Origin of the sequence: Piscinibacter gummiphilus, assembly GCF_002116905.1 — a bacterium.
GTDB classification, from domain to species: domain Bacteria; phylum Pseudomonadota; class Gammaproteobacteria; order Burkholderiales; family Burkholderiaceae_C; genus Rhizobacter; species Rhizobacter gummiphilus.
Window position 1 is genome coordinate 3,654,192 of sequence record NZ_CP015118.1, and the last position, 13,564, is coordinate 3,667,755.

The following is a 13,564-nucleotide window of genomic DNA, read 5'->3' on the forward strand; positions in this document are numbered from 1 at the left end:
TGCTCGCCCGTTTGGTGTTTTGTTCTCGGCCCGCCTCAGCACGACGTCTCGCACCCCCCTGTTCAAGGGGGTTCGTCGCATCATGCCGTCACCGATTCATCCGAGGGCCCCCATGAAGATGCTGTCCGACAAAGAGTACGAGACCCTGCTCGCCAAGGCGCGCGAGTGCGATCGACTCCACACCCTGATCAACACGCCGGAGCTGGTGGCCTTCCCCGAGGCCGTGCACCTCGAGGCCATCCACCAGGAGGAGCGCTGGGGCCGCAAGGACCGCGAGACCAAGGCGGCGATCGATTGGTTCTGGCTCGTGGGCTACCTCGCGGGCCGCGCGCTCGAGCACGACAAGGAGGCCGAGCGCCTCGCCAACATGGCCGCCGCCGAGGACAGCGACGCCGGCCGGGCCTTCTACGCGAAACACATCGCGCTGCACCGCGAGAAGGCCGTGCACCACACGATCACGACGGCGGCCGCGCTGAACCACTGGCACGCGAGCATGCTGCGCAAGGCACGCCACCAGCCGGACGAACGCGCCGCGAACAGCGACGTGGCGCCGCTCGCGACGATGCCGATGCAGCTCAGCGGCTGACCGCCCCCTCCGGGCGGGTGAACCGCAGCGCGCCGTCGTCGAGGCGGCCGCGCCGGAGCATCAGCCAGTCGAGCACGTAGTTCTGGTACAGGCGCCACGGCTTGCGCGTCCCCTGGCGGGGCAGGTCCGCGGCGGCACGCTGCACGTAGCCGGACGTGAACTCGAACAGCGGCTGCGCGTCGACGGGTCCGTCGAACCGCGGCGTGGCGACCGGCAGGCCTTCGCGGTCCATGTGCGCCAGCAGCCGGCACAGGAAGGCCGAGGTCAGGTCGGCCTTCAGCGTCCACGACGCGTTCGTGTAGCCGAAGGTCAGCATCAGGTTCGGCACGCCGTCGAGCATCATGCCCTTGTAGACGAGGTGCCGCGGCAGGTCGATGGCCTTCCCGTCCACGGACAGTTGGACCCCGTCGAACACCTTCATCCGCAGCCCCGTCGCCGTGACGACGATGTCGGCCTGGAGGTGCTCGCCCGACACGAGGCGGATGCCGTCCGCCGTGAAGGTCTCGATCTCGTCGGTGGCCACCGAGGCCGTGCCGGCCTTCAGCGCCTCGAAGAGGTCCCCGTCGGGAACGAGGCACAGGCGCTGGTCCCACGGGTTGTAGCGCGGGGTGAAGTGCTTTTGCACGTCCACCCCGGGTCCGAGCGCCTTCGCCGCCTCGCCGATCAGCCACCGGCGCACCCCGTCGGGCCGGCGTCGCGACAGCGTGAAGAACAACGCCCCGATGCCGATGTTCTTGGCACGCACCAGCTGGTACGCCACCATCGACGGCAGCCAGCGCCGCAGGGCGTTGGCGATGCCGTCCTCGGCGGGCCGCGAGAACACGTAGGTCGGCGACCGCTGCAGCATCGTCACGTGGGCCGCGGTACGCGCCATCGCGGGCACCAGCGTGACGGCGGTGGCGCCGCTGCCGATCACCACGACCCGTTTGCCGCGGTAGTCGAGGTCGTCCGGCCAGGCCTGGGGATGCACGAACCGGCCCCGGTAGTCGCCCTCGCCGGGCCAACGCGGCCGGTGGCCCTCGCCGTACGCGTAGTAGCCGCTGCAGAAGTCGAGCACGCTGCACGTGAAGGCGAGGCGTTCGCCCTGGTGTTCCGCCTCGAGTGTCCACAGCCCCTGCGCCGACGACCAGCGCGCGGCCACCACGCGGTGGCCGAAGTGGATCGTCTTGTCGAGCCCGCGCTCGCGGGCCGTCTCGGCGATGTACGCGAGGATGGCCAGCCCGTCGGCGATCGCCTTCGGATCGGTCCACGGCTTGAAGGCGTAGCCCAGCGTGTACATGTCCGAGTCGGAGCGCACACCCGGGTAGCGGAACAGGTCCCAGGTGCCGCCGAGGACGTCGCGCGCCTCGAGGATCAGGAAGGTCTTGCCGGGACAACGGTCCTGCAGGTGGGCCGCGGCGCCGATGCCGGACAGGCCGGCGCCCACGATGATGACGTCCGCGTGCCTGGGTGCCGTGGCCATGCTGTCTCCCGTCGGGGTTCTGGGTGTTCTGGCACCCATTCTGCTCCCATGGCGACCACGTCCCGGTCACGAAACCGTCAGCGGCGTTTCACGGCCTTTTCATCACACGTGCACAGCATGTGCGGGCGCCGTACCATGCCCCGATGCCTCACGCCCCCGTCCGCGACCCGCGCTGCAGCCAGCGCGCACGGAAGAGTGCCGCCAGTTCGATCGCGCCCCACAGCCACGCCTGCAGGTGCAGGCGTTTGGGCGGATGTCTGGGCGGGTGCCAGGGAGAAGGCGTGGGGGCGGTGGTCATGGGCGTGTCCGGTGGCGGAGTGCCACCACGCTAGCGGCCCTTTGTGACGGAACGATGGCACTGCCCGCACCATGCCGCTGATCGAGCCGCCGCAACTCGCCGACCTGCAGGAACTCGTCGACACCGCCGCCGGCCTCGTGGAGGTGTCGGTGCCCTGCCGCGTGGAGGCCGCCGGCCGCGACTTTCCCGTCTACGCCATCGCCGTGGGCAACCCGTCGCCCGACGTGCCCGCGGTGGGCTTCTTCGGCGGCGTGCACGGGCTGGAACGGGTGGGCGCCGACGTGGTGATCGGCTACCTGCGCAACATCGTCAACCGGCTGCCGTGGGACACGCTGCTCCAGCTGCAGCTCGAACGGCTGCGGATGGTGTTCATGCCCATCGTGAACCCGGGCGGCCTGTGGCTCGGCACCCGCGCGAACCCGCGCGGCGTCGACCTGATGCGCAACGCCCCCATCGATTCGGCCGAGCCCCTGCCCAACCTGCTCGCCGGCCAGCGCCTGAGCGCGCGGCTGCCGTGGTACCGCGGCGAGGCGGGCGCCCCCATGGAGCCGGAGAACCAGGCCGTGTGCCGGTTCGTCGAGGCCGAACTGCTGCCCCACCGGTTCAGCCTGAGCGTCGACTGCCACTCGGGCTTCGGCGTGCGCGACCGCATCTGGTTCCCGTACGCCCACACGGCCGCGCCCATCGAGCACATCGGCGAACTGCACGCGATGTCACGCCTGCTGGACCTCGGCCACCCGCACCACCGCTACGTGTTCGAGCCGCAGAGCCACCAGTACCTCGCCAACGGCGACCTGTGGGACCACCTGTACGCCACCACCCGAGACCGGCCGGACGCGCTGTTCCTGCCGCTGACGCTGGAGATGGGCTCGTGGCTGTGGGTGCGCAAGAACCCGCGGCAGTTCCTGTCGCGGCACGGGTTCTTCAATCCGCTGATCCAGCACCGCCTGGAGCGGGCGCTGCGCCGCCACATCGCGTGGCTGGACTTCGTGGCCCGCCTGGCCTACAGCCACGGGCGGTGGCTGCCCACCGGCGCGGCGCGAGACTGGCACCGCCAGCGGGCGATGGCGCGCTGGTACGCGCCCCGCCGCTGAACGCGGGGGTCAGCGCGACGCGACGTGCGTGGCGGACGGCACGCCCATCACGAGGTCGTGCAGCCGGGGCGCCAGGCGCACCAGCCAGTCGCCCCCGTGGGCGTTGTGGGCCAGGCCCACCATGATGTACTTGCGGCCGTTGGCTTCCACGAGGGCGCTGTCGGCATGGGTGTCCTGCCAGCTGCCCGACTTGCGGAACATCGCCACGCCGGGCCGCTCGAGCATGCCCTTGACGAACTTGTGGACGATGCCGGGATGCGACATCACGTCCTTCATCTTCGCGGTCAGCTCGGGGTTCACGAGCGCGTTGGCGTCGAGCATCTGGTAGAAGCGGGCCACCTGGAAGGCCGTGGCGCCGTGCGACAGGTTGTGCAGCGGGTCGCGGCGGTAGGCGCCGCCCGGGCCATAGGGCTTGCCCACCCACAGGCCACCGGCGCCGCGGGCGTCGTAGAAGCCGAACTTCGGGGACTGCAGGATGTCGATCAGGCGCTCCCCACCCACCCAGCCCAGCACCGTGGTGGCGGCCTGGTTGCTCGACACGCGGATCATCTGCGTGATGGTGGCCATGCGCTCGGCATCGAGCACGAGGCGGCCGCGTTCGGCTTCGACGAAGGCGCCGAGCAGGATCGCGATCTTCGGCAGGCTGGCGGCGTAGAGCATCTCGTCGCCGTTGAGCATCGCCAAACGCGGGTGCTGGGCGTCGGTGATGTCGACGAGGCTCAGGGCCAGGTCGCCGCGTTGCACGTCGGACGTGAGGCCGAGGTCGGCCACGACGTGTTCGAGCCCTCGCTGGAGCACGGGGTCGCCGGCCTGGCGCAGGTCGGGAAGGTCGGCCGCATGGAGGGGCCAGGCCGCCAGCGCGAGCAACGCAGGGACGGTGCGGCGCAGGGCCGCGAGCAGAACTTGGAACATCGGGGTGCGGCCTGCCGGGTCAGGAGCACCCTCGAGGCCGGAAACGAGCAGGCGCCGATTCTAGCGGCCGGGCATCTCCCCGTGCACCCGTACGGCTTCACCGGCCGACCCGGCGGGCGCGGTGGCCTCCCCGGCCAGCCCCGCGAGGATCGGGCAATCCGGCCGGTCGTCCCCATGGCAGCAGTGCACCAGTTGCTCGAGCGTGGCCTTCATCGCCACCAGGTCGTCGAGCTTGCGCTGCAGCTCGGCGATGTGCGCCTCGGCCAGCGACTTCACCATGCGGCTCGGCCGGCGGCGGTCCTGCCACAGCGCCAGCAACTCGCCGATCTGGGCGATGGAAAAGCCGAGGTCGCGCGCGTGCCGCACGAAGCGCAGCACGTGAACGTCCTTCGCGCCGTACTGCCGGTACCCCGCCTCGGTGCGGCTCGCACCGGGCAGCAGGCCCACCGACTCGTAGTGCCGGATCATCTTCGCGGAGACGCCCGAGGCCTTCGCCGCGTCGCCGATGTTCATCGCCTTGTCGTCCATGCCGTCACTCCTTCCGTGCATCCGCCGAGGCCCGCCACCGCCGCAGCAGCAGCGCGTTGCCCACCACGCTGACGCTGCTGAGCGCCATCGCACCGCCCGCCACCACCGGGCTCAGCAGCCCGAACGCGGCCAGCGGAATGCCCACCACGTTGTAGACGAACGCCCAGAACAGGCCTCGCCGGATCGTCGCGTACGTGCGGCGGGACACGTCGAGCGCGTCGGCGACCAGCCGCACGTCGCCGCGCATCAGCGTGAGGCCCGCCGTTTCCATCGCGACGTCGGTGCCGGTGGCCATCGCGATGCCCACGTCGGCCGCGGCCAGGGCCGGCGCGTCGTTGATGCCATCGCCCACCATCGCCACCACCTGACCCTCTGCCCGCAGGGCCTGCACGGCGGCGGCCTTGTCGGCGGGCAGCACCTCCGCCCGCACGGTGTCGATGCCCAGTTGCCGGGCCACCGCCTCGGCGCTGCCGCGGTTGTCGCCGGAGAGCATCACGGTGCGGATGCCCAGGTCGTGCAGTCGGCGCACCGCGGCGGGGGCCGAGGCCTTCAATGCGTCGCCGAAGGCCAGCAGGCCGAGCACCGCGGCGGTATTCCCGTCGCGGCGCAGCAGCCAGGAGACCGTGCGACCGTCGTTCGCCAGCCGCTCGGCCTCGCCCGCCAGCGCGCCGGCATCGGCGCCCAGTTCCTTCAGCAGGCGGCTGCTGCCCAGCGCGAGGCGCATGTCGCCCACCCGCGCTTCGACACCCCGGCCGGGCAAGGCGCTCGCCGCCGTCGCCTCCGGCACCGGCATGCCTTCCGCCCGGTCCAGCACCGCCACCGCGAGCGGATGACTGCTCGACCGCTGCAGCGCAGCGGACAGGCGCACCACCTCATCCTCGGTCCCCCCCGGCGCCGGCACCACGGCCACCACCGCCGGACGCCCTTCGGTGAGCGTGCCGGTCTTGTCGAAGGCGACGGTGGTGACGTTGCGGGCCACCTCCAGCGCATCGGCATCCTGGATCAGGATGCCGTGGCGCGCAGCGACGCCCGTGCCGGCCATGATCGCCGTGGGCGTGGCCAGTCCGAGCGCACATGGGCACGCGATGACGAGCACCGTCACCGCGTTGATCAGCGCCTGTTCCCAGTCCCCCGACACCACGAGCCAGCCCGCCAGCGTGACGAGGGCGATGACGAGCACCACCGGCACGAAGACCGCGCTCACGCGGTCGACGAGGCGCTGGATGGGCGCCTTCCCGGCCTGGGCCGATTCGACGAGGCGGATGATGCGTGCGAGCGTGGTCTCGGCGCCCACCGCCAGCGTGCGCACGGTCAGCACCCCCTCGGAGTTGACGGCACCGCCGGTGACCCGGTCGCCCTCGCCCTTGGCCACCGGCAGGCTCTCGCCCGTGAGGGCCGATTCGTCGACGTGGCTGCTGCCCGCGACCACCTCGCCGTCCACCGCGATGCGCTCGCCCGGGCGCACCCGCACGAGGTCGCCCACGGCGAGCTGACCGACGGGCACGTCGACCTCGGTGTCACCGCGCACGACCCGGGCGGTCGCCGGCCGCAGCGCGTTCAGCGCGCGGATGGCTTCCGTGGTGCGCCGCTTCGCCCGCCCTTCCAGCCACTTGCCCAGCAGCACGAGCGTGATCACCGCGGCCGAGGCCTCGAAGTAGAGGTGTTCGTGCCCGGGGTGTCGGAACATCAGGTAGACCGACAGCCCGAACGCCGCCGAGGTGCCGAGCGCGACCAGCAGGTCCATGTTCCCGGCCCCCGCCCGCACCGCTTTCCAGCCCGCGCGGTAGAAGCGTGCGCCGAAGAAGAACTGCACGGGCGCGGCCAGGCCCAGCTGCACCCAGGCCGACGGCATCCACGCCACCCCCGCGAGCGACAGCACCATGGGCGCGACGAGCGGCAACGTCAGCAGCGCGCTCAGCACGACGTGCCAGCCGGCCGAGTGATCCGCCTCCGGCGCGGGCTGCTCCACGCCGCTGGCGGTGTAGCCCGATTTCTCGACGGCCGCGGTCAGCTCGGCCAGCGGCAGCCCCGCGCGAGCATGGACGGTGGCCGTCTCCGTCGCGAGGTTGACCGAGGCCGACGTGACACCGGGCACCTTCATCAGGGCCTTTTCGACACGCGAGACACACGATGCGCAGCTCATGCCGCCGATGCGGAGCTGCACGCCAGGAAGGGTGTGGGAGGTGGTCATGGGATCAGCTTGAGGCTTCCCATTGTGTCAAGGTCAAGTCCTTCGTGCAGCATCGATGGAAGAAGGGCCTCACAATGGGCTTGACCTTGACACCGTAGCAAGGACCACACTGGTGTCCCCAACGAAGCTTGTCGACCATGATCACCTTCCAAGTCCAGGACATGACCTGCGGCCACTGCGTCGCCACCCTCACCCGTGCCGTGACGGCCGCCGACCCGGGCGCCACCGTCACAGTGGACCTCGCCGCCCACCGCATCGCCATCGCGCCCGTCCGTGCCGACGTCCCGGTGCTCGCACGCGCCATCGAGGAAGCGGGCTACACGCCGGTGGTCCTCCCCGGCTGAGCCGCGGCCCTGCCCTTTCGGGCAATTGACAGAAGCCGGCCCGGCCCGTTGAATCGCCGGGACCGGCGTCCGCCGGAGGGGAGCAGAGGTCCTGAGCCGCAGCACCGATCCAGCGCCGCGTTCGACGGCCGCCCGGCACCGGGGCCTCGCCCTCTGCCTGTTCGTCCTCCACGTCCCGGCCGACGCGGCGATCAACCTGCCCTCGCTGCTGCGCCCTCCCGCGCCGGCGGCGTCGGCGGCCTCGTCGCCGTCCGACACCCAGATCATTTCGCTCGGCGACATCGTCGATGCACTGGGCGCCCTCGATGCGCTCGGCGCCCGTGCGAACCAGGCGCAGGAGGCCGGCGCACGCGTCGAGTCGATCACCCCGTTCATCGCCCGCCAGGAAGAAGCGATGAACACGGCCGTGGCCGACCTCTCGCGTGCGGGGCTGCGCCTGGCGACGAGCGAACGCCTGGTCGACCTCGACACGCAGATCCTCGGCCGCCAGGGCCAACTCGACGACCAGATCGAACGGCTGAAGGACGACACCCGGACCCTCGAGACCCTGCTGAACGACCTGCGGCGCGAACGCGCGCTGTGGATCTTCCGTGCCGAGGCGGCGCGAAGCCGGGACGCCGCACCCGAGTTCCTGGCCCGGGTCGACGAGGCCCCGGAGACCCTCGACGCGCTGGCCGCCCAGGTGCGCCCGCTGCGCGACGAGACCGTCGCGCTGCTCGAACGCGCCGTGCGGCTGCGGTCCCACAGCCACGACCTGCGCGACGAACTGCGCACGCGGCGCAGCCGCATCGAGACCCGCCTGCGCGAGGCCGAGGAGGAGCCTCTGTGGACGCTCATCGGCGGCGGCCGGCACGACGTCTTCGAGTTCGTCAATGAAGTGAAGACCGAGTGGAAATCGATCTTCGCCTACTTCGCCTCCCAGGCCCCCCGCCTGGCGCTGCTGCTGGTCGTGCTGTTCGGCGGGAGTTTCGGGGCACTGCGGGTCGCGCGCCGGGCCTTGGCGGAGACCACGCTCACCAGTTCCGTGGACGCCTCGCGGGCACTGCGCGTGCTCGACCGCTCGGGCTGGGCCGCGCTTCTGCTCGGGCTGCTGGGGACCCTGCTGCTGGCCCCACGAGGACCTTTCGCGTTCTATGACCTGGTGTGGCTCTTCGTGCCGTTGCCGGCCGCGGTACTCACCCTCGCGGCGATCGGCCCGGCCTGGCGCACCACGGTGTTCGCGGTGGCCGGCGCCCTGCTGCTCCTGCCGTTCCGCTCCGTCCTCGAACTGCTGCCGGTCATCGACCGGCTCGCTGCGCTCGCCCAGTGCGCGGTCGTGATCGCCGCGGCCGCGTGGGACGTCCGCCGGGCCCACCGGGCCGGCCTCCCGACGCCGCTGCGCCTCACCCGGATCCATGTCGTGCTGCTCCTCGTCGTCCTGCTGCTCGTGGCCGCGGCACATGCGGTGGTCATCGGGCACGTGGGGACCTCCCGAACGCTGCGCAACGGCGTGCTGGTCACGCTGGGCCTCGCGATGGTCACGATGGCGGCCTACCAGGCCCTGCTGGGTCTCGGCCTGATCGCGCTGGGCAGCCGGTGGTTCGCCGGGTCGCGCGCGGTCCAGCGCCGCCGGGACGTGCTCGAACACGCCTGGCGCACGGTGCTGCGCTGGGGCGGCTGGGCGATGATGCTCGCGGCCCCGGTCTTCGCGTTCGGGGTCGCGGCACGAGCCCCCATGGCCGTGCAGGAGGTGTTGAACTCCCGCCTGACGGTGGGCGAGGCCGGCATCGCCGTGGGATCGCTGGCCGCCGCGGCGGGCTGCCTGCTGGCGACGTGGCTCATCGTCAAGGTGATCCGCTTCCTGCTGGAGGACGAGTTCCTGCCCCGGCTGAACCTCGGCCAGGGCCTGCCGTTCGCGATCTCGGCGCTGACGCGCTACGTGGTGGCGCTCGTGGGCCTCTTCTTCGCGTTCGCGGCGGCGGGCCTCGACCTCTCCAAGATGGCCCTGCTCGTGGGTGCCATCGGCGTGGGCATCGGCTTCGGCATGCAGAACATCATCAACAACTTCGTCTCGGGCCTCGTGCTGCTGGTGGAGCGGCCCATGCACGTGGGCGACCTCGTCGAGACCCCCACCGCCACGGGCTTCGTGCAGCGCATCGGCTTCCGCGCCAGCACCATCCGCACCACCGACGGCGCGGACATCGTGGTGCCGAATGGCGACCTGCTGTCGAAGGAACTGCTCAACTGGACGCTCTCGAGCCGGGAGCGGCGCATCAGCATCGACGTGGGCGTGGCCTACGGCACGGACGCCGACAAGGTGATCGAGATGCTCACGGAGGTGGCCACCGTGCACCCGGCCGTGCTGGCGAACCCGCCGCCCTTCGCCCTGTTCATCGGCTTTGGCGAGCAGACGCTCAACTTCCGGCTGCGCGCCTGGGTGGGGGACGCCACCGAGGCCGGCGCCATCGAGAGCGACGTGCGCGGGCGGGTGCTCAAGCGGCTGATCGACGCCGGCGTCACCATCCCGCTGCCACAGCGGGAAGTGAGGCTGAAAGACCCGGCCGGGACGGGCAGGCCGTCACTGCCGGCGCCCTGACGGCGGTGCCGTCAGGTCAGACGAGGAACCAGGGCGCCACCGCGGCCACGGCCAGCACCACCCCGACCAGCACCGCGGCGACGCGGCGTTCGCTTCGCTCCGCGCAGGAGGACATGGGCTCCTGCAGGTGCTGCGCATCGCGCAGGGCATCGACCGGAAGGGTCAGGAGAGACATGGGATTCATGGGGCACCTCTGCTGGACGCCGAAGGACGCCACAACGATGCCAGTGTCTCGCTTCCGTGTTTCATGCGTGCGTCGAAAAGAACCGTTTCCGTGTTTCATTTGCTACACCGATCGCCCGGAACCCCGATGAACAGCCGCTTCCCGGCCATCGGGGTGTGCCATCGCCGACAGCCGGACGGCCCCGTCGCGAACCGGTGACACGAACTCCCGGTATCGTCGAGCCTCATGCGACCGCTTTCCTTCCCCGCCTCACCCGCCCGCCTCCTCGGCGCCGTCCTGCTGGCCGTGCTGGCCGGCTGCAGCACCCCCGCTCCGGTCAACCCCCCCATCACGCGGGTCTCGCCCGACAGCGGCTACCGGGCCGCGCGGCTGCTGCGCCCCGAAACCACCCGCGTCAACGACCCGCACACCCTCGTGATGCTGGCGTTCTCCGGCGGCGGCACACGCGCCGCGGCGCTGTCGTACGGCGTGCTGGAGGAACTCCGCCGCACGCGCATCACCCTCGGCGGCGTCGAACACGCGGCCCTCGACCAGGTCGACGTGATCACGGGCGTGTCGGGCGGCAGCTTCACCGCGCTGTCGTACGCCTTGCTGGGGGACCGGCTGTTCACCGAGTTCGAGCCCCGCTTCCTCAAGCGCGACGTGCAGGGCGAGCTGCTGTCCCGCACGTTGAGCCCGTCGTCGTGGGGGCGCCTGGCCAGTGCGTCCTATGGCCGCTCGGAGCTGGCGGCCGACTACTACGACGAGATCCTCTTCGGCGGCGCCACCTACGACGACCTGCTGAAGATCGACACACCGCTCGCCATCGTCACGGGCACCGACCTGTCGACCGGCGCCCGCTTCGAGTTCACGCAGGACCACTTCGACCTGATCTGCTCCGACCTCGGCAAGGTGCGCCTCGCCCGGGCCGCGGCCACGTCGTCGGCCGTGCCGGTGGTGCTGACCCCGGTCACCTACCGCAACTACGGCGGCCAGTGCCAGGCGCCCCACCCGGCCTGGGTCGCGGACGTGGCCCGGATGGACAAGCCCAACCGCCCGGCCGGCCGGGCGCTGCTGCGCTACCGCGACATCCAGTCCCTCGAGGACAGCGCCAACCGCCCGTACCTGCACATCGTCGACGGTGGCGTCTCCGACAACCTGGGCCTGCGCGGCATGCTGGAGGCATTCGAGGAAATCGAGGCCAGCCCGCGCTTCCAGGAGGCCATCGACTTCCAGTCGCTGCGGCACATCGTGGTCATCGCCGTGAACTCCCGCTCGGCGCCCAGCACCGACTGGGACCGCAGCCCCACCCCGCCCGGCCTCGTGGCCGAGCTGCTGCAGTCGTCGAGCGTGCCCATCGACCACTTCTCGTACGAGTCGGTCGAGCTGCTGAAGGACATCGCCTACCGCTGGGCGCAGGTGCGCAAGCTGAAGATCGCCGAGGCGCAGCTCGCCGGGATGTCGAAGCCCGCGGCCGAGGCGTCGGTGCCGCACCTCTCGTTCGACACCATCGACATCAGCTTCGATGCCCTCGCCGACGAGACCGAGCGCACGTACTTCATGAACCTGCCCACGTCCTTCAGCCTGCCCGAAGAGGCCGTCGACCGGCTGCGCGAGCTGGCCGGACGGCTGCTGCGCGAATCGCCGAAGGTACAGGCGCTGCTGCGCCAGATCGACCGCGCGAACGCCCCACGCTGATCAGATCACCCCGTGCGATCGGTGCGCACCGCCAGCACCACCGACGTGGTGGTCTTCGTGACCCCGTCGATCTCGCCGATCTCGTCGAGCAGCGCGTCCAGCCGCGACATCGAGTCGGCCCGCAGCTGCGCGATGTAGTCGAACTCGCCGCTCACCGAACTCAGCTGGCGCAGCTCGGGCAGCCGCGACAGGCGCCGCGTGACCTCGCGCGCCGACTTGGGGCTGATGGTGACCCCCACGTAGGCCGACACCCCGCGGTCGGCCACGTCCTGCCCCAGCCGCACCGTGTAGCCCACGATGACCCCGTCCCGCTCGAGCCGGGCCAGGCGCGCGAGCACCGTGGTACGAGCCACGCCGAGGCGGCGCGCGAGGTTGGCGGTGCTCTCGCGGGCGTTGGCCTGCAGCAGCGCGAGCAGGTCGCGGTCGAGCTGGTCCTTCACGAACGGCATTGCGGCGGGGTCGGCCATGGCGTTTCTCCGGCGTTTCGACGATTTGCATCGTAGAGCGCGACATTCCGTCCGGCAAGCTGTCGATCTCGACGAACTCACGCTACCAATCGTCGGAGGGCGTTCCTAGACTGGATCGCAGGTCCAACCCCTTCCGGAGAAAGAAAATGCGTGTCGTGCTGCTGGGTGCAGGTCACATCGGTCAGGTCATCACCCGCCTGCTCGCCGACAGCGGCGACTACACCGTGACGGTGGCGGACCGCAGCGCCGAGGCGCTGTCGCGGCTGCCCGAGGGGGTGGCCACGCGGGTGGTCGACACGTCGGACGCCCGCCAGCTGCTGGGCGTGCTGCGCGGCCACGACGCGGTGATCAACGCGCTGCCCTACCACCTGGCCACCCTCGCCGCCACGCAGGCCCGCGAGGCGGGCTGCCACTACTTCGACCTGACCGAGGACGTGGCCGCCACCCGGGCGATCAAGCAGCTCGCGGACGGCGCGCCCACCGCGTTCATGCCCCAGTGCGGCCTCGCGCCCGGATTCGTCGGCATCGTGGCGCACCACCTCGCGCGCCAGTTCGACACGCTGCACGACGTGAAGATGCGGGTGGGCGCCCTGCCCGCCTTCCCCACCAACGCGCTGAAGTACAACCTGACCTGGAGCGTCGACGGGCTGATCAACGAGTACTGCCACCCGTGCGAGGCCATCCGCGACGGCCGTTCGCTCGAGATGCTGCCGCTCGAAGGGCTGGAGCACTTCTCGCTCGACGGCGTCGAGTACGAGGCGTTCAATACGTCCGGCGGCCTCGGCACGCTGTGCGAGACGCTCGACGGCCGCGTGCGCACGCTCGACTACAAGTCGGTGCGCTACCCCGGCCACCGCGACCTGATGAAGCTGCTGTTCGAGGAGCTGCAATTGAAGGACGACCCGGACACGCTGAAGGCGATGCTGCGCAAGTCGGTGCCCAGCACGATGCAGGACGTGGTGCTGGTGTTCGTCACCGCCAGCGGCATGCGCCACGGCACGCTGGTGCAGGACGTGTTCGCCCGCAAGGTCTTCGCCGACCGCGACGAGGCCCGGCCGCTGTCGGCCATCCAGATCACCACCGCCGCCGGCATCTGCGCCGCGCTCGACCTCTTCCGCGAGGGGCGGCTGCCCCAGCGCGGGTTCATCCGCCAGGAACAGGTGGCGCTGCCCGAGTTCCTCGCGAACCGGTTCGGCCGCGCCTACCAGCAGTCGCGCCACATCGAATCGATCGGCTGACACCCCAG

At 71.1% G+C, this 13,564-nt stretch carries 13 protein-coding genes; 6 read left to right on the plus strand and 7 right to left on the minus strand.

Annotation, left to right across the window (positions count from 1 at the left end):
- The first annotated feature begins 112 nt into the window (after positions 1-112).
- Positions 113-586 carry a hypothetical protein gene (locus A4W93_RS16430; protein WP_085751635.1) on the plus strand — a complete coding sequence of 158 codons (474 nt, stop codon included), beginning with the start codon at positions 113-115 and terminating at the stop codon, positions 584-586.
- Here the strand turns inward: A4W93_RS16430 and A4W93_RS16435 are convergent.
- Both A4W93_RS16435 and A4W93_RS29700 read right to left on the minus strand, forming a co-directional pair.
- Complete coding sequence (locus tag A4W93_RS16435) at positions 576-2,048, minus strand: flavin-containing monooxygenase (RefSeq protein WP_085751636.1); 1,473 nt, start codon at positions 2,046-2,048, stop codon at positions 576-578. The genes A4W93_RS16430 and A4W93_RS16435 overlap by 11 nt on opposite strands.
- 148 nt (positions 2,049-2,196) lie before the next feature.
- A complete protein-coding gene (locus A4W93_RS29700) occupies positions 2,197-2,346 on the minus strand; it encodes a hypothetical protein (protein ID WP_157131671.1) in 150 nt (49 codons plus the stop codon).
- A gap of 71 nt (positions 2,347-2,417) precedes the next feature.
- On the opposite strand from A4W93_RS29700, the gene A4W93_RS16440 reads away from it, so the two are divergent.
- Positions 2,418-3,440, plus strand: a complete 1,023-nt coding sequence (locus A4W93_RS16440; RefSeq protein ID WP_085751637.1) for a M14 family zinc carboxypeptidase — start codon at positions 2,418-2,420, stop codon at positions 3,438-3,440.
- 9 nt (positions 3,441-3,449) lie between these two features.
- Here the strand turns inward: A4W93_RS16440 and A4W93_RS16445 are convergent, their stop codons facing one another.
- Genes A4W93_RS16445 through A4W93_RS16455 form a run of 3 tightly spaced genes read right to left on the minus strand, consistent with a single transcriptional unit; the run spans position 3,450 to position 7,071 of the window.
- A complete protein-coding gene (locus tag A4W93_RS16445) occupies positions 3,450-4,352 on the minus strand; it encodes a serine hydrolase (RefSeq protein WP_085751638.1) in 903 nt (300 codons plus the stop codon).
- 60 nt (positions 4,353-4,412) lie between these two features.
- Positions 4,413-4,865, minus strand: a complete 453-nt coding sequence (gene cueR / locus A4W93_RS16450) for a Cu(I)-responsive transcriptional regulator (protein ID WP_085754198.1) — start codon at positions 4,863-4,865, stop codon at positions 4,413-4,415.
- Between the two features lie 19 nt (positions 4,866-4,884).
- Positions 4,885-7,071 carry a heavy metal translocating P-type ATPase gene (locus A4W93_RS16455; RefSeq protein ID WP_085751639.1) on the minus strand — a complete coding sequence of 729 codons (2,187 nt, stop codon included), beginning with the start codon at positions 7,069-7,071 and terminating at the stop codon, positions 4,885-4,887.
- Between the two features lie 137 nt (positions 7,072-7,208).
- Here A4W93_RS16455 and A4W93_RS16460 point away from each other — a divergent pair, with 137 nt between their 5' ends.
- Together A4W93_RS16460 and A4W93_RS16465 are read left to right on the plus strand one after the other, a co-directional pair.
- Complete coding sequence (locus A4W93_RS16460) at positions 7,209-7,415, plus strand: heavy-metal-associated domain-containing protein (protein ID WP_085751640.1); 207 nt, start codon at positions 7,209-7,211, stop codon at positions 7,413-7,415.
- 394 nt (positions 7,416-7,809) lie between these two features.
- Positions 7,810-9,990, plus strand: coding sequence for a mechanosensitive ion channel domain-containing protein (locus A4W93_RS16465; protein ID WP_085751641.1), 2,181 nt, complete (start codon positions 7,810-7,812; stop codon positions 9,988-9,990).
- A 16-nt stretch (positions 9,991-10,006) separates the two neighbouring features.
- Here A4W93_RS16465 and A4W93_RS16470 read toward each other — a convergent pair whose 3' ends face one another.
- Positions 10,007-10,165 (minus strand): hypothetical protein, encoded by a 159-nt coding sequence (locus A4W93_RS16470; RefSeq protein ID WP_169726551.1) that lies wholly within the window; start codon positions 10,163-10,165, stop codon positions 10,007-10,009.
- A gap of 234 nt (positions 10,166-10,399) precedes the next feature.
- On the opposite strand from A4W93_RS16470, the gene A4W93_RS16475 reads away from it, so the two are divergent.
- Positions 10,400-11,851 carry a patatin-like phospholipase family protein gene (locus tag A4W93_RS16475; RefSeq protein WP_085751643.1) on the plus strand — a complete coding sequence of 484 codons (1,452 nt, stop codon included), beginning with the start codon at positions 10,400-10,402 and terminating at the stop codon, positions 11,849-11,851.
- A gap of 5 nt (positions 11,852-11,856) precedes the next feature.
- Here the strand turns inward: A4W93_RS16475 and A4W93_RS16480 are convergent, their stop codons facing one another.
- Positions 11,857-12,318, minus strand: a complete 462-nt coding sequence (locus A4W93_RS16480) for an Lrp/AsnC family transcriptional regulator (RefSeq protein WP_407081688.1) — start codon at positions 12,316-12,318, stop codon at positions 11,857-11,859.
- A gap of 146 nt (positions 12,319-12,464) precedes the next feature.
- Here A4W93_RS16480 and A4W93_RS16485 point away from each other — a divergent pair, with 146 nt between their 5' ends.
- The gene (locus A4W93_RS16485; RefSeq protein WP_085751644.1) at positions 12,465-13,556 is read left to right on the plus strand and encodes a saccharopine dehydrogenase family protein; all 1,092 of its coding nucleotides are present in this window, start codon (positions 12,465-12,467) and stop codon (positions 13,554-13,556) included.
- Positions 13,557-13,564 lie beyond the last annotated feature (8 nt).